Annotated in this window: 16 protein-coding genes; 5 read left to right on the forward strand and 11 right to left on the reverse strand. The window is 70.7% G+C overall.

What is annotated here, in order from left to right; all coding sequences use genetic code 11:
* Positions 1 to 384: 384 nt before the first annotated feature.
* From MDN94_RS20195 to MDN94_RS20215, 5 genes are all read right to left on the reverse strand, one after another.
* The gene (locus tag MDN94_RS20195) at positions 385 to 1,425 is read right to left on the reverse strand and encodes a vWA domain-containing protein (RefSeq protein ID WP_482727290.1); all 1,041 of its coding nucleotides are present in this window, start codon (positions 1,423 to 1,425) and stop codon (positions 385 to 387) included.
* 356 nt (positions 1,426 to 1,781) lie between these two features.
* Entirely contained in the window at positions 1,782 to 2,657 is an 876-nt protein-coding gene (locus MDN94_RS20200) for a geranyl diphosphate 2-C-methyltransferase (RefSeq protein WP_482727291.1), read from the reverse strand.
* A gap of 15 nt (positions 2,658 to 2,672) precedes the next feature.
* Positions 2,673 to 4,025, reverse strand: coding sequence for a family 2 encapsulin nanocompartment cargo protein terpene cyclase (locus tag MDN94_RS20205; RefSeq protein ID WP_482727292.1), 1,353 nt, complete (start codon positions 4,023 to 4,025; stop codon positions 2,673 to 2,675).
* Between the two features lie 91 nt (positions 4,026 to 4,116).
* On the reverse strand, positions 4,117 to 5,544 hold the full coding sequence (locus tag MDN94_RS20210) for a family 2B encapsulin nanocompartment shell protein (protein ID WP_482727293.1): 1,428 nt from the start codon (positions 5,542 to 5,544) through the stop codon (positions 4,117 to 4,119).
* Between the two features lie 652 nt (positions 5,545 to 6,196).
* Positions 6,197 to 7,120 carry an RNA polymerase sigma-70 factor gene (locus MDN94_RS20215; protein WP_482727294.1) on the reverse strand — a complete coding sequence of 308 codons (924 nt, stop codon included), beginning with the start codon at positions 7,118 to 7,120 and terminating at the stop codon, positions 6,197 to 6,199.
* Between the two features lie 344 nt (positions 7,121 to 7,464).
* Between MDN94_RS20215 and MDN94_RS20220 the strand changes: the two genes are divergently transcribed.
* Positions 7,465 to 7,851: a DoxX family protein gene (locus MDN94_RS20220; RefSeq protein WP_482727295.1), complete on the forward strand. Its 387-nt coding sequence runs from the start codon at positions 7,465 to 7,467 to the stop codon at positions 7,849 to 7,851.
* A gap of 228 nt (positions 7,852 to 8,079) precedes the next feature.
* Here MDN94_RS20220 and MDN94_RS20225 read toward each other — a convergent pair whose 3' ends face one another.
* Together MDN94_RS20225 and MDN94_RS20230 are read right to left on the reverse strand one after the other, a co-directional pair.
* Positions 8,080 to 8,229, reverse strand: coding sequence for a hypothetical protein (locus MDN94_RS20225; RefSeq protein WP_482727296.1), 150 nt, complete (start codon positions 8,227 to 8,229; stop codon positions 8,080 to 8,082).
* Between the two features lie 161 nt (positions 8,230 to 8,390).
* Positions 8,391 to 8,993 carry a TIGR03086 family metal-binding protein gene (locus tag MDN94_RS20230; RefSeq protein ID WP_482727297.1) on the reverse strand — a complete coding sequence of 201 codons (603 nt, stop codon included), beginning with the start codon at positions 8,991 to 8,993 and terminating at the stop codon, positions 8,391 to 8,393.
* Positions 8,994 to 9,131: 138 nt separating this feature from the next.
* Between MDN94_RS20230 and MDN94_RS20235 the strand changes: the two genes are divergently transcribed.
* Together MDN94_RS20235 and MDN94_RS20240 are read left to right on the forward strand one after the other, a co-directional pair.
* A complete protein-coding gene (locus MDN94_RS20235) occupies positions 9,132 to 11,270 on the forward strand; it encodes a hypothetical protein (RefSeq protein ID WP_482727298.1) in 2,139 nt (712 codons plus the stop codon).
* A 67-nt stretch (positions 11,271 to 11,337) separates the two neighbouring features.
* Positions 11,338 to 12,192: an ATP-grasp domain-containing protein gene (locus MDN94_RS20240; RefSeq protein WP_482727299.1), complete on the forward strand. Its 855-nt coding sequence runs from the start codon at positions 11,338 to 11,340 to the stop codon at positions 12,190 to 12,192.
* 76 nt (positions 12,193 to 12,268) lie between these two features.
* Here the strand turns inward: MDN94_RS20240 and MDN94_RS20245 are convergent, their stop codons facing one another.
* From MDN94_RS20245 to MDN94_RS20255, 3 genes are all read right to left on the reverse strand, one after another.
* On the reverse strand, positions 12,269 to 12,865 hold the full coding sequence (locus tag MDN94_RS20245) for an NAD(P)H-dependent oxidoreductase (RefSeq protein WP_482727300.1): 597 nt from the start codon (positions 12,863 to 12,865) through the stop codon (positions 12,269 to 12,271).
* A gap of 425 nt (positions 12,866 to 13,290) precedes the next feature.
* Positions 13,291 to 15,873 (reverse strand): DNA translocase FtsK, encoded by a 2,583-nt coding sequence (locus MDN94_RS20250; protein ID WP_482727301.1) that lies wholly within the window; start codon positions 15,871 to 15,873, stop codon positions 13,291 to 13,293.
* Between the two features lie 325 nt (positions 15,874 to 16,198).
* Positions 16,199 to 17,710 carry a carboxylesterase/lipase family protein gene (locus tag MDN94_RS20255; RefSeq protein ID WP_482727302.1) on the reverse strand — a complete coding sequence of 504 codons (1,512 nt, stop codon included), beginning with the start codon at positions 17,708 to 17,710 and terminating at the stop codon, positions 16,199 to 16,201.
* 189 nt (positions 17,711 to 17,899) lie between these two features.
* Here MDN94_RS20255 and MDN94_RS20260 point away from each other — a divergent pair, with 189 nt between their 5' ends.
* Positions 17,900 to 18,766 (forward strand): PhzF family phenazine biosynthesis protein, encoded by an 867-nt coding sequence (locus tag MDN94_RS20260; RefSeq protein WP_482727303.1) that lies wholly within the window; start codon positions 17,900 to 17,902, stop codon positions 18,764 to 18,766.
* 231 nt (positions 18,767 to 18,997) lie between these two features.
* Here MDN94_RS20260 and MDN94_RS20265 read toward each other — a convergent pair whose 3' ends face one another.
* On the reverse strand, positions 18,998 to 19,219 hold the full coding sequence (locus MDN94_RS20265; protein WP_441261483.1) for a hypothetical protein: 222 nt from the start codon (positions 19,217 to 19,219) through the stop codon (positions 18,998 to 19,000).
* Here MDN94_RS20265 and MDN94_RS20270 point away from each other — a divergent pair.
* Positions 19,212 to 19,568 carry a hypothetical protein gene (locus MDN94_RS20270; protein WP_482727304.1) on the forward strand — a complete coding sequence of 119 codons (357 nt, stop codon included), beginning with the start codon at positions 19,212 to 19,214 and terminating at the stop codon, positions 19,566 to 19,568. The genes MDN94_RS20265 and MDN94_RS20270 overlap by 8 nt on opposite strands.
* The last annotated feature ends 29 nt before the right edge of the window (positions 19,569 to 19,597 follow it).

Consider the following 19,597-nt stretch of genomic DNA (forward strand, 5'->3'; position numbering starts at 1 on the left):
GGCGGTGACACGGCTCGTACTCGGAGGCTCACCCATCGGGGGTCCGTCGGCCCTTCTTGCGCGGGGAGGGCAGAAGCACCGCTTCTACATCCACTGTAAAGGAATGGCAAACAACGTGGCACGGCGCGGGCCACGACTTTCCCCACAGGCCCGCCATGCCTGCAACGGAGCGGGCCGCCGATTGGGTGGGGGCGCGATCTGCCGACGTTCCCGCTGGGTGAGCGTTCATCTCCAGTTCGTTGCAGCAATCACGTGGCGGGCGTTGCGTTACGTCCAGAACCGTTGCAACGAATAATGGGACCTTCGCCGCGTGCGTAGTCGCCGACCTTGTTGGTGGTGGGTGCCGGGACGGCGAAGCCCGGGGCGCAGCGGGGCGCCAAGGTGTCAGTTCATGAGCAGGAGCCGCGTGTTCGGTACGAGCTTCCGGTTCACGCTGGTGCTCTGCACGAAGATCGTGAAGTCGTCGTTGTGGTCCGGCTTGATGCGAACTTCGCTGTCCGGCAGGCCGAGCAGGGCTCGGGCCTCGGGCCCCGCGTACACCCGGTCGGTCTTCTTCTCCAGCACGGCGATCTGCTTCCGCGCCTGGATCTTCTCCGACTTGCTCAGCTGGTAGAACGCGCCACCGGTTCGGTAGGTGTGCCCGCTTTCGACGACCCAGTCCCGGATCGCCGCGTCACGAGCCACCGGGATCAGCTCGTACTCCGACGGCTTCACAGGGGTGAGCCCGGCCGCCTTGATGGTGTCCTTGTTGACTGCCTCCGCACCCGTGGAGAAGACCGCCCGCGATCCCCGGATGCCCTTCGTGCGGCCCACCATGAACTTCTCGGTGGCCTGCTGGATGACCTGCCCGGCCTCCTCCAGACCCTGTGTGCTCGTGGCGTCCCAGATGGCTATGTTTTCCTTCGGGAATCCGCACTGCATGGCCTCGCGCTTGCCCATCTGGTCCGGCACAAGCACGGCCAACGTCCAGTTGTCCTCCTGCGTCTCCATCATCTCGGCCACGGCTTTCACCAGTTCACGCGCATCCCTGGCGGGGGCATCCGGGCAGCGATGACTTGCGTTCTCCTGGCCGTCGGTGAGTACGAACGTCAGGAAGCTGTGGTCGCCGTACAGTTGAGCTGTCTGCGCCAGCTCCCGCTGGGACTTCAGTGCGGCCGCCAGCAGAGCCGTCATACCGCCGACCCGATACAGCTGCTTCAGCGACGGCATCCGCAGCACGTCCTTGTCGTAGATGACGCACTCCACCTTGTCCGCGAAGACGTACACCGTGACGCGGGTCTCCTGGTCCAGTTCCCTCGACCGGCGGGCAAGATAGGCGATCTGCTGGTCGGCGACTTCGACCACCTTGCTGCGCAGGTGCGACATGGACGAACTGGCGTCCAGCACAAGAGCAACGTGGTTGATGTAGTTCTGGGCTCCGGACATGACAGCTCCCCCTCATTCCGACCGACTCGATGCTCCTACCGTCTCACCCACCACTGACAATCGATCTTGGCTCCGGGACCGGATGAAGAGCCCACCCGGTGAGGCCCGGGCCGTCACGGTCCTGCTCAACCTGCTGGACGAGAAGCGACTGTTTCTCGGTCCGCCTGGGCATCGTCGTGTTCATGCGTAGGGCCCGAGGTGGTGCAGATGCCGAGCCGCTCAGGCCGACCGATCGACCGGCTGCACCCAGTTCGGGGCAGCGGATCGGCAGGGGCCGGCAGGAGAACCGGCGGACGACCCTCAACGGACGCGCAGGCCGGGTCCGCGACGGACGGACCCGGCCTGCGCGTCCGAGGTCAGACGCGGTCGGCCGCGATCAGGACGTACTGGAAGGAGCCGTCCCCGTACGCCTTGATGAACGCTTCCTCGATCCCGGTGACCAGGGAGGAGGTGGCCCGCAACTCCCAGTAGGGCAGCGTGTCGGGGGTGAGGTCGATCACGGCCTGCGGCACGAGCCGGTTGTCGGCCATGGCACGCAGGTATTCGCGGCGGGAGTGGATGTTGCACTCGAAGTGGGCGTTGATCTGGGAGACCCACTTCGACGGCTGGCCGTAGCGGGGGTTCCAGCAGCCGGTGATCGTCACGTACCGGCCGCCGACCTTGAGGAAGCGCGAATGCTCGGCGAGAAGGTCGTGCAGGTCGACGTACATGGACGACTCGTTGTTCCACGAGGCGGCGATGCTGCCGTTCTCGAACGGTGTGTCGAGCATGTTGCAGACGCGTGCGCGGACGCGGTCCTGGATGCGGAGTTCCTTCGCGCGCCCGTTGCCGAAGTCGGCCTGTGAGGTGGAGAGGGTGACGCCCTCGACCTTGCAGCCGAAGCGCTGGTGGGCCATGACCATGGACCCGCCGCGCCCGCAGCCGGCGTCGACGAGTGTGTCGTCGACCCCGATGGGACCGAGGTGGTCCAGGAGGACCTCGGTCTGCGCCGACTCGAGGCGGTGCAGCTCGGCGATCAGCCTCTTCTCGTACTCGCTGTCCTCGGGATCGCCGAGCGCGTCGTGGTCGACGGCGCCGATGCCGTAGTGGTGGTGGTAGAGCCCGTCCACGTCACCGAGGCGCAGGTTCACCGGCCTCGCCTCGCTGTTCCAGTAACGGGCGATGTCCCGCTGGTAGGGCGTCGCCGGGGCCGGGATCATCGCGGAGGTGGTGGGGTTCAGTTCGGTGGTCACAGAGATGTCCGTTCCTTACCAGAAGTCGGGCAGGCTGTATCGGTAGGTGTTGGTGCGGTGCCAGTAGTGGTTGCCGTCGACCCACGCGGCCACGCCCTTGAGGAAGCGCAGCACGGCGGGCAGGGGCCAGGCGGCAGCCAGGTCGGCCGCGGCTGCCTCGAAGGCGTACATGAGCTCGTTGTGGACCTCGACCGCCTTCAGGTACGCGTCGCGCTCGGAAAGCTGCTCGCGCTCCGCGATCACCACCGGCAGGTTCAGATGCCGGCCGGGGCTGTCGAGCTCCTTGGTGTAGGAGTAGAGGTCGTTGACGATGGTGGTCGCATTCCCGGCGAGTGCGATGACCCGCTGCATCTCCGGCCGGGCATGCAGGTCCGCCGGCAGTTCGTAACCGCCCACGGTGTCGGTGATGGTGGGACAGGGGCGGAAGTTGTTGAACTGGCGCATGGCCAGGTACTCCCACACCTGCGGGACGTGATCGGTCTCGGCCCAGGCGGCCTCGGCCAGGTAGCCCATGTGCAGCCGGGCCATGTCGTGCCGGTAGCGGTCTGCCTGGGAGGGTGTGGCGGCTCGTACGAAGTAGTCCATGGCGCTGCGGTACGCGCGCCGAGGGGCGTCCGTGCCGAGGGACTCCTCCCACGCCGGCTCGTACTCCGCGGTGGTGTGGAGGCCATCGAGCGCGGTGTGCGCGAGCAGGAGGCGTCCACCGAGACCGACGGGTGAGCCTCCGTGGTCCTCGCAGTAGCAGTCGTCGACGGCGTTCTCCGCGACCATCAGCCGGGTGGCGAGCATCAGATGGTCGACCAGGGGGGCGTCCGGGTGGCAGGCGACCATGTAGCGCCCGACGGAGAAACCGTCGAACTCGCCTTCCCAGTCCTCGGGGTAGAGCTGGACCTCGTCCTCGGCCCACCGCTTGATCCGGCGGCTGACCTCCTCCACCCGTAAGGGATCGGGCTCCGGTACGGGGTGGTGGTAGAGGCCCGGCACGGCACGGCCTGCGGCGGGCGGCTCGGGGTCCGGGAGCGCCGGGGCCGGCCGCGGGTCCGGGCGGCGGGCAAGGGAGAGCGAAGCCGTACCCAGACCACTCGGCCCGCGCAGGGCCCGCTGCGCGGCGGAGTCCGCGACAGGCACGGCCGCAGCGGCGGAGTCGGCCGCCGGCTCCGACGGAGTGATCGGCGCAGGCTGCACGGCCGGCAGGCCGGGGGCCACCGGCGCGGGCATGTCCACAACCGTCGCCGCGGGTGGTTCCACAGGCTCCGCCTGCGGGACGGGTGCTCCGGAGCGGGTGAGGGCGTGCGCGAAAGCGGGGACGGAGCGGGCCACGGCGTCGTGCGGCCTCGACTGCTGCGGGGAGGGTCCAGGGTCGGGCATTCCGTGGCTCCTTGCTGCGGTGGATGGGATCGTTCCGGACCTGGGGCAGGGATCCGTCGGGCAAGGCGGTTCCCTGCCGGCGCCGGGGCCGTCAGCCGGTTCCCTGGTCGCCCCTGCGGGCGATCTGCACGTTCTCCATCACGCCCAGCGCATCGGGTACGAGCACCGCGGCGGAGTAGTACGTGGTGACGAGGTAGGAGATGATCGCCTGCTCGCTGATGCCCATGAACCGCACGGAGAGTCCCGGCTCGTACTCGTCCGGCAGGCCGGTCTGCCGCAACCCGATGACACCCTGGTTCTCCTCGCCCAGACGCATGGCGATGATGGAGCTGGTCTGCTCCTTGGTGATCGGGATCTTGTTGCAGGGCAGGATCGGAACCCCTCGCCAGGCCGGCACGGACTGGCCACCGAGGTCGACGTGGTCCGGATACAGACCACAGGCGTTGAAGCCGCGCCCGATCGCGGCGATCGTCCTCGGGTGGGCGAGGAACAGCTTGGTGCCGCGGCGGCGGCAGAGCAGCTCGTCCATGTCGTCCGGGGTCGGCGGGCCCGAGTGGGGCTGGATCCGCTGCTTGAAGTCGGCGTTGTGCAGCAGGCCGAACTCGCGGTTGTTGATGAGTTCGTGTTCCTGACGCTCGCGCAGCGCCTCGATGGTGAGGCGGAGCTGTTCCTCCGTCTGGTTCATCGGACCGTTGTAGAGGTCGGCGACCCGGGTGTGGACCCTCAGGACGGTCTGCGCGACGGAGAGTTCGTACTCGCGTGGCTTCGACTCGTAGTCGACGAACGCGCCCGGCAGTTCGGCCTCGCCGACATGGCCGGCCGACATGCGGATCTCGGCCTCACCGTGCTTGTTCTGCCGTTGCTGTCCGAGAGAGCCGAACTCCTCGATGTGGGACTGGAGGCTCGGCGCGGACGCCTGTACGGCGGCGAAGTCGGCACGGGAGAGGGTGAGGAGAGTGCCGGACGTCTCGGCGGTGGCCGTGTAGTCGTAGCGGGCGTCGCTGTCCAGCAGGCCGTTCTCTCCGAAGTGGTCGCCGTCCGCGAGCACCGCGATGGCGACCTCCCCGCCGTACTTGCCTGCGGAGGTCTGCCTGACACGGCCGTGGGCGATCATGTGGATCCGGTCGGCCGCGGCGCCGCGCTCGACGAGGACGTCCCCCGCCGCGAAGTCGCGCTGCGTACAACGCCCGGCGAGGGCGTTGAGGACTTCGGAGTCCGGGAAGCCGCGCAGCAGGGCGAGTTCGCCGAGTTCGTCGGGGATGACCCTGACCGTCGCCCCGTCCTGCACGAAGTCGATGCGCCCGTCGCCGACGGTGTAGCGCAACCGGCGGTTGACCCGGTAGGCGCCGCCCTTCGTCTCCACCCAGGGGAGCATCCGCAGCAGCCAGCGGGAGGTGATCTCCTGCATCTGCGGGGCGGACTTGGTCGTGGTGGCGAGGTTGCGGGCGGCGGCGGTGCTCAGGGACTGCTGAGGCACCGCTGGTGCGGCCTGGGCTTGCGGGCTGCTGTCGACGGTCATCGAGGCGGGTTCTCCTTCGTGACGGGTGGCGGTCGGCGCACACCGGTGCGCCGACCGCGAACAGGGAGGAGTGCAGAGAGTCACCGGGATCCGTGCAGGTCCCGGAGGACCGTAACGACCGCTCGGGCGGCATCGCCCGGAGAACCCAGACGCATTACCTCGAAGCAGTGACGATCATTTGAAAACGGTTTATCCGTTCGATCAGCGACATTGCGCCACTTCGCCCGGAGCGCGGCGGGGTGCACAGGGTCGATCACCGTTTCGTGACTCCCCGCGACCCGTCGGGTCGCACGGGATCCGGCCAACTTGCCGCCGGCGAGGCTTCCTGCCGGGTTCCCGCGCCCCCGCATCGGCAAGGGCCGCCGGTCGAACCGCCCGCAGTCGCGAAGGGTCCGGTCCGGGCCTCGCCCTGGCCCGGTTATGCCCTTCCCGAAGCGAGCAGTCACCGCCCACCGGACCTGCCACCTAAAGGCCGACGCCTACGGCCACCGCCAGGATCCCCGGCGCCGCTCGCCAGGTCGGCGGGACGCTGCCTGCGCTGACCCGATGCCGCAGTGACACGGCAGCGCAGGGGCCGGCGCCCCCACCCGAGGGCCGCCGGCCCGAAACTGTTCCGGCACGTCCACGACTGCTGTCCGGGCCGGCCGCGGGGCTAGCGCGTCTGCCTGCGGGTCCGCTTCACTTCCCGGTCGACGGCCCAGGCGTCGGCGACCGGGCCGAGGTGGCCGAGCTTGTCGGGGTTGATGACGGACCGGATGGTCTGGATCTGTCCGTCGATGACGTCGAGGGCCAGGGCGTGGAGGATCCTGCCGTCCCGGTCGCGGAAGACCGCGCCCGGCTGGCCGTTGACCTCGTGCGGTTCGAAGGTGATGTCGATGCGGGCCATGAGCGGGTGGACACCGGCGAGGAGCCGGGCCACGCTCTCCGCGCCGACGAGAACCTTGGCCAGCTGCGGGGCCTTGCCGCCGCCGTCGCCGACGAGTTGGACGTCGGCGGAGAGCAGACGTTGCAGCCCGTCGACGTCGCCCTGCGACAGCGCTTCGAAGAACCGCTCCGCCAGGGCCTGCCGCTCCTGCCGGTCCGCCTCGAACCGAGGCCGGCCGGCCTCCATGTGCCGCCGGGCCCGTACGAGCAGCTGCCGGCAGGCAGCCTCCGAGCGTCCCACCGCCGAGGCGATCTCGTCGAAGCCGAAGGCGAACACCTCGCGCAGTACGAACACCGAACGTTCCAGCGGGCTGAGCCGCTCCAGGAGCAGCAGTGCGGCCATCGACACAGAGTCGGCCAACTCCGCGGCACGGGCCGGATCCTGGTACGGATCGTCGAGCAGGGGCTCGGGCAGCCACGGTCCGACGTACTTCTCCCGTCGTACGCGGGCGGAGCGGAGTACGTCGATCGCGATCCGGGTCACGGTGGCCGACAGGAACGATTTGACCGACACCGGCCGGGTCGTCGAGGCGTCGAAGCGCAGCCAGGTCTCCTGCACCGCGTCCTCGGCCTCGGCGACGCTGCCCAGGATCCGGTAGGCGATCGAGAACAGCAGCGGCCTGAGCTCCTCGAACTCCTCGACCTTGGTCACGTGTTGTCCCTTTCGTGCTTTCCCGCCCCGAGCCGGAGTCGCCGACGCGGGGAGCGTGTCGTGATCACCGGGTCGGTTGCGGAACCGGGCAAGCCCCCGCTCCGCGCCTTGTGGCCGATCCGGTGCCTGGAACGGGCGCCGTGCTCAGTGGAACCGGTCGACCCAGTAGTCGCAGCCGGGCCCCTCCGTGCTCGTCAGTGGCTTCGTCCCCCGAGACGAGGCAGCGCCCCTCCCTGTGACACGGGATATCACCCGCGTCTCGCCACCGGCCGCACTCGGGGATGTCACAGGGGGTGCTGCTGCCTCGTCCCGGGTGCGGAAGGACCTCGATCAGGGAGTCGATGATGAACGTCGCGCTGTGGATCACCGCCGGTCTGCTGGCCGCTGTCTGCCTGGCCGGCAGCGCCAAAATGTTTGTGGCACAGGAGAAGCTGGCTGCCCTGGGCGGCGCAGCCACTCAATGGGCCCACGACGTCAGCCCCACCGCCCTCAAGGCGATCGGCGCCGTCGAGCTCCTTGCCGCGATCGGGCTGATCGTGCCCGCGGTACTCGACATCGCGCCGGTCCTGGTGCCTCTGGCCGCCACCGGGCTCGTCCTGCTCTTCATCGGCGCGCTCACCGTGCGGCTCCGCCGGGGCGAGAGAGCGACGATCGCGGGAGACCTGGTCTACCTCGTGCTGGCAGCCTTCGTCGCCTGGGGCCGCTTCGGCCCCGAGTCGTTCCCCGCCTGATCGTGAAGCGGTTCACGACGCGTGACGGCGAACCGGCAGGAGCGACGGATGAAGCACAGCGTCGTCGTCCTCGGCGCCGGCCGTGCCGGGCCCCGGCACGGCCGGACCCGGCGGACACCGGGATCACCGTGCTCCATGCCGAGCCGGACCTCGCCGGACGGACGCGGCTGCACCGGTCGGCCCGGCAGGGGCGCGGCTGAGCGCACCGCGCCGCTGCTCGGGGCGGGGTCAGCCGGAGTACCGGGCCTCGAAGACACGGAAGGACTGTTCCTGCTGCCATTCCAGGCGGGCCTTGGGGCTGGCTGCCAGCAGGCGGTCGCAGCGGGCCGAATGCGCGGCGCGGCACTCCGAGGCGGCGCCGGCCGGCGTGGCGGGCAACCGCCCACGACCGGAACCGGAAGCCGCCCACGAACGGGCGTGGGCAGAGCGAGACCGGTCACTCCAGCACACTCGGCTGCGGCTTCGGAGCGGCGGAAGGTAGGTGCTCGCCCCGCCCCGCCCCGTCCCGTTCCGTCGCGGAGGGCCGCCGGCCCCCGGCGTCAGTCGCCCGGCCGCCAGTCCGGTCGCCGCCCGCTCATGCCGACGGCCCGGTCCAGCAGCGGCGCGTCGTCCGGCACTGTGACCGGCGGACCGAAGATCCCGTCGCGCAGGGAGTCGTCGTCCGACGGCTTCACCATCTCGTAGGAGACCGCCGCACTCGCTTCACCGGGGTCGTACTCCTGACCCGTTGCCCGCGCGAGGTCCCAGCCGTGGAGCACCAGCTCGTTCAGGGCGACGCGCCCGGCGACCTGCCCCGGCAGATCCACCCCGCCGGCCTGGGTCATGCCGTCCCACGCCGACGGCTGCCGCCAGGCCTCCGCCAGCTCGTCCAGCCGCTGGGGCAGCACGGTGCGCCACTTCTCGTCGAGCACCGGGAGCGAGCTGCCGGGGTCGGTACCCGTCGTCGGCCCGAAGTCCTTGCGCGCCGCGTCGCGGAACGCGAGCGACAGGCCGTCGAGGTGGGCCAGCAGCTCGCGCACCGAGTAGTCGGGGCAGGGCGTCGGAGCGCCCAGCAGTTCGTCACCGATCGCGTCCAGCAATCGGGCAACGGCGCGGGCGGCCGGGGTGAGATCGGGCACGGGTGTCGCGTCTGAGGTGTTCATACAGGGGTGACTGTCCCCTCGGCCGGAACTCATCGCCCGGCCGGGCGCCCGCGCCTGCGGAGGTGATCGCTCGCCCGATCGGGCTAACACCCGGCCCGGAAGGATCTCCGGCGCCGCCCGCCCTCATACGCTCCACAAGTGACTCGTACGAACGCCTTGAACACCGGCCGCGACGACTTCCTCACCTGGGTGTCCCGGGAAAGAGACGTGGCGCTGCCCGTGCGCACCACCGACGCGGTGCTGACGATGCTCGCGCTGCGCGGCGCGGAACGCAGGGCGGGCGTGCCCGAGCCCACGCCGCAACTGGTCAGGCAGGTCCTGCACGAGGATCTGCCGCAGCTGCTCTACGCGGGCGACGAGGAACTGGACGCGGTGCCGGTCGTCCTCACCGCCCTGGCCGACCGCGTTCGGGCCGCGGGCCGCCTCAACGCCAAGCGCCACGCGAAGCTGGTGGCCGCCGTCGAGGAGGCCGTCCCCGAGTTCCGCCGCGCCATGGCGGACCCGCTGAACCTGACCTGGCCCCGCTGGTACGCGTCGCTCCTGACCGCCGACGGCGTGGACCGCGACGACGCCGACGCCGTACTGGCCTGGCTCGACGCCCACGAGAGCACGCCGCACGCGGACCGGCCCGCCCTCCCCGAGCCGCTGCACCGTTCCGACCTCGCCGACCGGACCTTCTCCGTACGCGCCCGGCTCACCGAGGCGCTGCTCGAGGCCTTCGCCCGCGACACCCGCGCGGCGTCACTGGCCGGCCCGCTGCTGCCCGCGCCCCCACTGGACGCCGAACGTCCCGACGACGCGCTCACGGGCGAACTCGACCACATCGCGGCCGAGTTGACCGACCGGTGGTCCGCGGCCGGGCTCGAAGGGGCACTGACCGGGCCGCACGCCTCCCTCGCGCCCGGCCCTGAGGCCGTGCCGCACGCGTCCCTCGCCGACCACATGCTCGACGAACACCTCGACTACTACGGCGACTCCGCCGTCCCGCTGCCACCCCCGGCCGCCGTGCCCGAACCGGACGAGATCCAGGGCCTGCTGCACGCCGCGCCCCTGCCCGCCGCCCTGGCCTCGGGAGACTTCGACGACGAACTGCGCGAGGTCTCGGAGCGCTGCGGGCTCCCCGGTCCCGCCTCCGACGTATGGACCGGCGGCACCCCGCAGGAACTCCTCGAACTCGCAGCCGACATCCTGGCCGCGCAGGCCGAACGACTGCCGCCGGTCACCGGCCCCGAGGACGCGTACTCGTTCGATGCCGCGCACATCCTCTACTCGCTCTACGAACGCGGCAGCACCCCCGACTCGGTGGCCCGTAAGATCTGCGACGCCAAGGACGACGGTGTGGCACCCGAACTGGAGGACGCGCCCGCCCCCGTCCCGGGAAGCGCCCCGGCCGCTTACGAGACCCCGTCGCCCGAGGAACTCTCCGCGCTGCTCGGGATGCCCGGCCGCACCGAGGAGGACCGGGCCGAGATCGACGCCCCCGCGAAGGGACTGGCGGCCGTGGTCGACCAACTGGCCCTGACCGGCTGCGTCTTCCGCACGGGCGACACCTACGGACTCACCCCCCTCGGGGCGGCCGTCATGCGCCATGTGATCACGGTCGGCCATGTGGCCGCCCCCGATCAGGAGACCGTGGCCGGCTGGGACGCGGCACAGACCGTCGCGGCGGTCCGGCACTGGCCCACCCATCTCGCCGCCTCCGCCCTCGCCGCTTTCGCGGACCGGCACGGGGGCACGGACCAGGCCTGGGGGGAACTCCTCGACGCGGTCGCCGCGGCCAGGTCCGAGGACGCCAACGCCGCGCGCACGGCTGAGTACTTCGCCCAGCTCGACCGTGCGGGCGTCCCCACCACCGCTCTGCGCGCCGCGCTCGGCGACCCGGTGACCGGCGCCGCCGCCCGACGACTGCTGCTGGCCCGTGGCGAGAGTGTTCCCGAGGAAGCGGTCCCGCTCGGCGCACGCGCCACAGTGCTCGTCGAGGAGCTGGACCAGCGCTGGATCGACGACATGCTCGTCCATGTGAAGCGCCGTGACGACTCCGGCATCCCGGGACCGGCCGACATCCCGCCCGCGACCCTGCTCCCCGCCTTCGACGCGGCGGCCGCCACCTGGCCGGGCGGCGCCACCGCCCTGGTGGAGGCCCTGGCCGCAGTCGATCCCGCCACCTCGCTGCGCGTCCTCGACAGCCTGCACACCCACCACCCGGACCGTGCGGTGGCGGCCGCGGCGGGCCGTGCGCGGAAGTCCGCGCAGCGCGCGCTTTCCGGCCGGCGCTGACCCCTGGCCGGCTGCGGGCGCCTCGGGCGCGGTGGATAGGTTGGCCGCAGGCCCACCGTCCGAGGAGATGCCCGTGTCCGCCCGCCCCCGCCTGCTGTTCGTGACCGACCTCGCCTATCCGGCAAGGGGACGGCGCTACTGCGACGAGGACATCCTTCTCACGTCCCGCCTGCGTGAGGACTTCCTTCTGGCGCTGTGCCATCCGCTGGACGCGGCGGAGTCGATGGACGCCTTCGACGCGGTCGTCGTCCGCAACAGCGGCCCCGTGCTCCACTACCAGAAGGAGTACGAGGCGTTCCGCGAGCGGGCCACAGCGACGGGCATCCGCGTGTACAACCCGCTCGACGGCCGGGGCGACATGGCGGGCAAGCAGTATCTGCTGGACCTGACGGTGGCCGGTCACCCCGTGATCCCCACCGTCGACCGGCCGCAGCACCTCGCGCGGCTACCGGAGGCCGACGAGTACGCGGTGAAGCCGAAGGCGGGGGCCGACTCCATAGGCCTCGACTTCGTCCCGCGCCAGGACCTCGCCAAACTCGCCGCACGCGGTGACCTGCTCGTCCAGCCCCGGGTGGATTTCCGGTACGAGGTGTCCTTCTACTTCGTCGACGACGCCTTCCAGTACGCGCTGTACGCCCCCGATCCCGGGCAGCGGTGGGTCCTCGAGCCGTACGCGCCCACCGAGGCGGATCTGCGCTTCGCGAAGCGGTTCGTCGACTGGAACACCCTCGACCACGGCATACAGCGAGTCGATGCCTGCCGCACGAGGACGGGCGAACTGCTCCTGGTAGAGCTGGAGGACCTCAACCCGTACCTGTCCCTCGATCTTCTCCCCGAGGCTGTGCGGGACGCGTTCGTCACCGCGATGAAGGAGTCCCTGCACCGCTTCCTTGACCGGCCGGCGCCGCCCGCTCGCGGCTGACGCGGACCGGCCGTCACCGGCTACGACCGGGCGGCCCGGCGGCACGAACGCGCTGCCCGGTAGCAGGCGCGGGCGGTCAGCCGGACGCCAGCGCCGCGGCCTCGCGCCGCGCCCGCAGCAGCCAGTCCGCACGCTGCCGCTCAGTCGAGTCGGTGACCGTACGGAAGACCACCCGCCGTACGTCGTCGACACCCACGTACGGCAGCACGCACGCGGCCCAGACCCGCTGCAACGGGTCCCCGAACTCGCCCTCCTCCCGGTCGGCCGGGGTGTCCGACGTGTTCAGCACGAGCGCTCTGCCCGCCGTCAGCAGGCCGACGGGCTCGCCGTGGGCGCTGCCGAGCTTGTACGCGACGCCGGGCACCAGCACCCGCTGCACCCAGCCGGTGAGGACGGCCGGCGGCATGCCCCACCAGTTGGGATGGACGAACACCAGTGCGTCGAGCGAGGCCACTTCCGCGCGGTGCAGTGCCACTTGGGGATCGGGTGCCTCTTCCGAAGCCCGGACCGTCTCCGTCTCGCCGGCGGTCAGCACCGGCGGGAAGCCCTCGGCGCACAGGTCGTGGGCGAGCACCTCGGTCCCGTGGGCCCGCAGTTCGGCGACGACCGTGTCGAAGAGGGCGTGGTTGAAGCTGCCCGGTCGCGGATGTGCGAGATAGACCCCGATACGCATGTGCGTGATCCCCCCGGATAGATGCGGGCCGGTGACTGCCACTCGGCCGTGTTCCTGCCTTGGAATCGGATCCTAGGCTTCGTCCTGCGTTCACCGCTGAGCTGATGGTCATGGAGAAGGGTGCAGAACACGGTTGTCGCCACAAGCAGGACGCGCCACCTGAACCGGGAGAGCGAACGGGGTCTTGGTCGAAGAGGGTTTCGACAACAGGACTTGTTCCCGCTCGGACGTCAGGACAGGTGTCGGGTCGTCTTCGTGAATGGCGGGCCCGCGCTTCTGACCGACCCGGCGCGTCCGGCCGGTGCCGCGGGGAGCACGACACAGTTTGCGATGCAGCAGACCATGGACCCCGACCTGATGGACCGTGCGGAGGCGAAGGTGTGGTGATGCCCCGGCTGAGAGGCTGAGCCGGAGCCACAACCACTTCAAGCGCCCGCACGACGAAGGATGGTGAGCACTCGGTTCAAGTCCTCGGGCCTGACCAGCACGTCCCGAGCCTTCGAGCCCTCCCTCGGTCCCACGATGTTCCGTGACTCCATCAGGTCCATGAGCCGGCTGGCCTTCGCGAAGTCGACACGGAACTTGCGTTGGAGCATCGAGGTCGAGCCGAATTGGGTCGAGACGACCAGTTCGGCGGCTCGACACAGCAGGTCGAGGTCGTCACCGATGGCTTGATCGATACTTTCGTGTCTGGTGCCGCGGGTGACGTCGTCGCGGAAGACGGGTGCCATCTGGTGCTTGCAGTGCCGGACGATGCCGGCGACCTCCTGTGCGGTGACGAAGGCTCCTTGGAAGCGGATGGGCTTGTTGGTGCCCATCGGCAACAACAGCCCGTCGCCCTTGCCGATCAGCTTCTCGGCACCGGGCTGATCAAGGATGGCGCGGCTGTCGGCGAGCGAGGAGGCGGCGAAGGCGAGCCTGGAGGGCACGTTGGCCTGGATGAGAGGGGTGACGACGTCTGTCGAGGGGCGCCGAGTGGCGAGGACGAGGTGGATGCCGGCCGCTCGGGCGAGCTGAGCGATGCGCACGATGGCGTCCTCGACGTCGCGCGGCGCGACCATCATCAGGTCGGCCAGCTCATCGACGACGACCAGCAGGTAGGGGTGCGGCTGGAGCTCACGTTCGCTGCCCTCATGGGCACGCAGCCTTCCGCTGCGCACGGCCTCGTTGAAGTCGTCGATGTGCCGGTAGCCGTACGCCGCGAGTTCGTCGTAGCGCAGGTCCATCTCGCGTACGACCCACTGGAGCGCCTCTGCGGCCCGCCCGGGGTCGGTGATGACCGGCGTGATGAGGTGTGGAATGCCTTCGTAGGCGGTCAGTTCGACGCGCTCGGTGTCGACGAGGACCACGCGGACGTCCTCGGGGGTGGCCCGCGTCATGATCGAGGTGATCAGGCATTTTATGCAGGACGACTTGCCGGACCCCGTGGCGCCGGAGACGAGGATGTGCGGCATTTTGGTCAGGTCGGCCATCACATGGGCGCCCTCGACATCCTTGCCGAGCGCCACCAGCATCGGACGGTCGTCGCGCGTCGCGTCCACCGAGCGCAGCAAGTCGCCGAGGTTGACCTTCTCACGGTCGGTGTTCGGGATTTCGATGCCGACCGCGGACTTGCCGGGGATCGGGCTGATGATCCGCACGTCCGGGCTGGCCACGGCATACGCGATGTTCTTGGTCAGCGCGGTGATCCGCTCGACCTTCACGGCCCGGCCGAGTTCGAGCTCGTAGCGGGTGACCGTCGGTCCTCGAGTGAAGCCGGTGACAGCCGTGTCGACCTTGAAATCGGCGAAGACGTGGGTCAAGGAGGCGACTATCGCGTCGTTGGCCGCGGTGCGTGACTTTGCCGGAGAACCGCGCTCCAGCAGATCCATCGGCGGCAGGGTGTACATGATTTCCCCGGCTGACGGCAGGTGTGCTGCGCCGGGCAGCGTCGTCGGCCGCACGTCCGACAGAACCTTCGTGGGCGGAGGGGGCGGTACGGGCAGGGTGATCGACTGGTGCGGCAGGTCGTTCACGTTCACGGCATCCATCGGCTGGTCGGCCGGCGACTGCTGTTGTGGGGGTGCTGGAGGTGACGGTGGATACGGGGGGACACTCATCGTTGGAGTTGATCTGCGGAAGCGTCGCGTAAGTCTCCTGACCGCCGTTCCATCGAACAGCCCCGGATGGGCAGTACCCATGCTACGGAGGCGCTCACGGACCTCCACCGCGCTCTGCGGCCGATGCGATGAGCGCTTCTCCAGCAGCGCGAGAATCAGCTCATCCCAACCGGCCGGGAGATCCGGGCGACGGCGACTCGGAGGGGCGGGAGCCTCGGCCACGTGCTTGACGAGCAGGGCGACCCCGCTGGCTGCGGTGAACGGGGGCTGACCGGTAATGAGGGTGTAGAGCACACAACCGAGTGAGTACAGGTCGCTCCGGTGGTCTACCGGGACCGCCTGTGCTTGTTCCGGAGACATGTACGCGGGAGTCCCCAACAGCGTCCCTGTCGCTGTCAGGTTCGTGTCGGAAGACGCGTTGTCGAGGAACGCGGCGATGCCGAAGTCGAGGATCTTGGCGACGCCACGGGGCGTGATCATGATGTTGGCGGGCTTGATGTCGCGATGGAGTACCCCTGCGGCGTGCGCCGTTGCGAGACCGTCGCACACCTGGCTGCCCCAACCGGCCACATCAGCAAGGGGTGGCGGCCCCTCCCGGATGATGCGGTCGAGTGGCTGCCCACCGAGCAGCTCCATGACGATGAATAGCAGAGAACGGCCCTCTACTGCGGCCGCACCGATGTCGTGCACGGTCACGACATGCTGGCTGTCGAGGCGCGCGACGACTCGGGCCTCTCGATCGAACCGTGCCATGGCGCGAGGGTCCGGCCCACTGTCGCCGGCTGTCAGAGTCTTGACCGCGACTTCGCGGCCCAATCGCTCGTCGTAGGCACGCCAGACCTGGCCCATGCCGCCCGTGCCGATGAGATCGATCAGCTGATAGCGGCCATCGATCCGTGTCGCCCGCATCGTCCCCTCCCCGACATCAGCAGCGAAGTGACCAGGGACGCGGCACTCACGCTCACGCTTCTGGTGCGATTCCCTCGCGGCGCCCGGTCGCCTCGGCGATCCTACGGCCCCGGCCGTGCAGAAACACGGGAAGAAGCGTCGTCAAGTCGCGCTGCGTCCGCGAGTGGCCGCGACATCGATGCCGTCGCGTTGATGCGGTTCGGGGTACAGATGCGAACGTAGGCGGATGCAAATGCTTGCCCTCCGGGACCAGGCCAAGGTGGTCACCGCTGCGGGTAGTTGAAGCACTTGCCGGCGTTCACGGGTGGTATGCGTCGCGTCCCGGTCACGGCTCCAGCGGCCGGTACTCGAAGTCCCCCCACAGCGGCCGGGTATCGGGCAGCGGGGTGCGGGCCTCGCCGTCGTCCGGCGCCCAGACTCGGGCCGGGCCGGACCCTGCCCGCTCGAGCGGCTGCCATCCGGGATCCCCGGTCGACGCGAACGCCGCCCAGGCCGAGAGCATGCGCCGCGACAGGCGGTCGTCCGCCGGGGAGGGCGGGCCTTTGATGAGGAACTCCACCGCGGCCAGGCCGTGGTTGCCGAACGCCAAGGGCACATCGGCGCAGTGCCAGGCGAGCACCTCGCTCCGCGGGCCGCTGCGCCGCCGGTCGAAGCGGGACACGAACGCCCGGCCGCCCGCCCGTGCGTGCGCCTCGCCGAGCCTGCTGCTGTACTCGGCGAACAGCAGGTCGCCGAAGACCGAGAGGTACACGTCGAGCACCGGCGCGTCGTCCGGCAGGAGGGCCCGGTAGCGGTCCGGCAGGTCGTCCGGCAGTCCGAAGTCGGCCGCGAACCGTTTCAGCCCGTCCCAGGTCGTGACCTTCGCGCTGCTGCCGACCGCGTCCATCAGCCAGTACTCCTGCGTGGTGTGGCAGACGAGCAGGTCCACGTCCCTCCCGGCCCCCGCGGCCACGGCGGCGAGCGGGTCCGCCGGCAGCACGTCACCGTCGGCGACCGGAGCGTAGAGCACCGGGTCGTAGTGGAGGTGCCCCGACGCGGGGTCGCGACGGTAGGCGTCCGCGACCGCGTCGGAGGCGGCGACCAGGGTCTTCGGCGGTGTCGCGGCCAGGGCCGCGGCCGTCGCCGGAACGCCCGCCGCTGCCGCGACCCGCGCGGTGATCTCCTGGGCCAGCCCCGCCGACCAGCACGGGCCGACCGCACTGTGCGCGATCGCACGGCGGAACAGCCCCCGAGCCCGGTCCATCACCATCAGAGCGGCCACAGACGTCGCGCCGGCGGACTGTCCGGCCGCCGTGACGTTGTCCGGGTCGCCGCCGAACGCGGCGATGTTCTCGCGCACCCACCGCAGCGCCGCGATCTGGTCGAGCAGCCCGCGGTTGTCCGGATGACGTGTGCCGTCCCCGTCCGCCGGCACGTGCCCGAAGCCCTCGAACCCCAGCCGGTAGTTGACCGTCACCACGACCAGCCCGCCGTCGCGGGCCAGGGCCGTCCCGTCGAAGTCGGGCTGCGCCGACGACCCGAAGGTGTACGCCCCGCCGTGGATCCACACCAGCACCGGCAGCGCGGCCGCACCCGCCGGGGCCCACACGTTGAGCGTCAGGACGTCCTCGTCACCGGGCGCCCACGACGGGGCCCCCGGCAGCTCGGCCGACTGCGGGGCGACGGGCCCGAAACGCGTGCAGTCCCGCACCTCCGTCCAGGGCGCGGCAGGCAGCGGTTCCCGGAACCGAGCCGCCCCGAAAGGAGGAGCGGCGTACGGTATACCGAGGACGGCCACCACATCGTCCGCGACCCGGCGCCCACGCACAGGCCCGTCGTTCGTCCGGAACACCACCACGGAAACGCAACCCCCATCTCGCCGTCGAGCCGCCGGCGGTCCCGGCCGGCTCCCGCAGGCCAGCATCCCAGCGCACCGGCGGCGGGCACCAACACCAAGATCACAGCGATTGACGCAGTTGCGATGTCGATCCCGTCGGACCGGCACCGGCCGGGAACAAGACAGCCGCGCCCGGTAGTTCCGACGATCATGACGACGAAGAACGAAGTCCTGCGCTACACCGCATTCTCCGGCGAGCCCGAGGGCGGCAATCCCGCCGGGGTCGTCCTGGACGCCGTGGGACTGGACGACGCGGGGATGCTCGCCATCGCCGCGGAGGTCGGGTACAGCGAGTCCGCGTTCGTGACCGCGCCGCCCGAAGGGCTCGAGGGCGAGCCGGGCAGGGTCTTCACCATCCGCTACTTCAGTCCCAAGGCCGAGGTGCCGTTCTGCGGGCATGCCACCATCGCCACCGCCATCGCCCTCGGCGAGCGGATCGGGCCCGGTGACCTCGTGTTCGCGACCCGCGCCGGGACGGTCCCCGTGACCGTGACCGAGGAGGACGGCGCACTGCGGGCGACGCTGACGACGGTCGAGCCGCACAGCGAGGAGATCGCGGACGCGGACGTCGCGGAGGCGCTGGCCGCGCTGGACTGGCCGGCCGCCGACCTGGATCCCGCGCTGCCGCCGCGTATCGCCTTCGCGGGCGCCCGGCACCTGGTGCTCGGCGCCGTGACCCGGGCACGGCTGGCGGACCTGGCATATGACTTCGACCGCCTCGCGGCGCTGATGCGCCGTCTCGACCTGACCACGGTCCAGCTGGTGTGGCGGGCGTCGGCGACCGTCTTCCACGTACGCGACCCGTTCCCGGTCGGCGGCGTCGTCGAGGACCCGGCGACGGGCGCGGCGGCAGGAGCGTTCGGCGCGTACGCCCGCGAGCTGGGCCTGGTCCCCGAGGCGTCGGTGCTCACCCTCCACCAGGGCGCGGACATGGGCCGCCCCGGTCTGCTCACCGTGGAACTGCGCGAGGGCGACAAGCGGGTACGGGTGTCGGGGGCGGGCACACGGATCGCCTGACGCGGCCGCGGATACGGCGCGCCTGCGGGGGCTGCCCGGCGGATAGCGCCTGGCACGGACCGGTCCCGCCCTCGCGCGGTGGGCGCTGCCCGCCCCTGCGTCCGTACGGTGACGGTCCTGCCGTCCCGCCCGCCGTACGTCCCCTCCTGCATGCCAAGCAGTTGCCGCCGCAGACCGGAAAGGCCGCCGGACCGACGCGGTGAGAAAGAAAGAAGCGGTCAGAACGAGCGGTCAGAACGACGTCTCGCGCACGCTCGCCCGGTCGGAGGGCTCGGTCGTGGCGGTGATCTCCGAGCGGTGGCGGGCGGCCGAGAAGGTCGCCGTCAGCGTCTGGGGCGCGGTCTGCGACGTGCTGACCGTGAAGCCCTCGTTCGGCACGGCCGAGATGAGGCACACACCGCCGCTGCCGTAGCGCACGGTCGCCTTGCCGCCCTGGGACGAGATCGTGTGCACACCCGAGCCGCCCTCCTCGCAGCCCTGGCCGCTGTCCGGGGGCGCGGCGGATTGTTCCTCGGGCGGGGGCGGCGTCGTGCGCGCCGCCGGGGTGGGCGTCGCCGTACGCGGCTTCTCGGTCGTCGGGGACGGCGACGGTGACCGCGTGCGCACGCTCGGCGTCGGCTCGGGGCTGGGCGAGGGGGAGGGGCCGGCCGCGGGGGTGGACGTCCGGGGCGATGCCGCGAAGTCCCTGGGCGCGGACTGCGCGACCGGTGCCGTCGGTCTGGTCGAACCCACCACGAAATGGACCGTGATCATCACGGCCGTGACACTGGCCGCGGTGCACGACAGCCAGATGAGCAGATAACGCGGAAGGCGGGACACGACACCATACTG

The sequence above is a fragment of the Streptomyces sp. WAC00040 genome (assembly GCF_056835925.1).

What these genes read in the sequence shown, in the direction of transcription:
- MDN94_RS20195 (WP_482727290.1), bottom strand. Translation starts at nt 1,425, where the DNA reads ATGTCCGGAGCCCAGAACTACATCAACCACGTTGCTCTTGTGCTGGAC.
- MDN94_RS20205 (WP_482727292.1), bottom strand. Translation starts at nt 4,025, where the DNA reads ATGCCCGACCCTGGACCCTCCCCGCAGCAGTCGAGGCCGCACGACGCC.
- MDN94_RS20210 (WP_482727293.1), bottom strand. Translation starts at nt 5,544, where the DNA reads ATGACCGTCGACAGCAGCCCGCAAGCCCAGGCCGCACCAGCGGTGCCT.
- MDN94_RS20220 (WP_482727295.1), top strand. Translation starts at nt 7,465, where the DNA reads ATGAACGTCGCGCTGTGGATCACCGCCGGTCTGCTGGCCGCTGTCTGC.
- MDN94_RS20230 (WP_482727297.1), bottom strand. Translation starts at nt 8,993, where the DNA reads ATGAACACCTCAGACGCGACACCCGTGCCCGATCTCACCCCGGCCGCC.
- MDN94_RS20240 (WP_482727299.1), top strand. Translation starts at nt 11,338, where the DNA reads ATGCCCGTGTCCGCCCGCCCCCGCCTGCTGTTCGTGACCGACCTCGCC.
- MDN94_RS20245 (WP_482727300.1), bottom strand. Translation starts at nt 12,865, where the DNA reads ATGCGTATCGGGGTCTATCTCGCACATCCGCGACCGGGCAGCTTCAAC.
- MDN94_RS20250 (WP_482727301.1), bottom strand. Translation starts at nt 15,873, where the DNA reads ATGCGGGCGACACGGATCGATGGCCGCTATCAGCTGATCGATCTCATC.
- MDN94_RS20260 (WP_482727303.1), top strand. Translation starts at nt 17,900, where the DNA reads ATGACGACGAAGAACGAAGTCCTGCGCTACACCGCATTCTCCGGCGAG.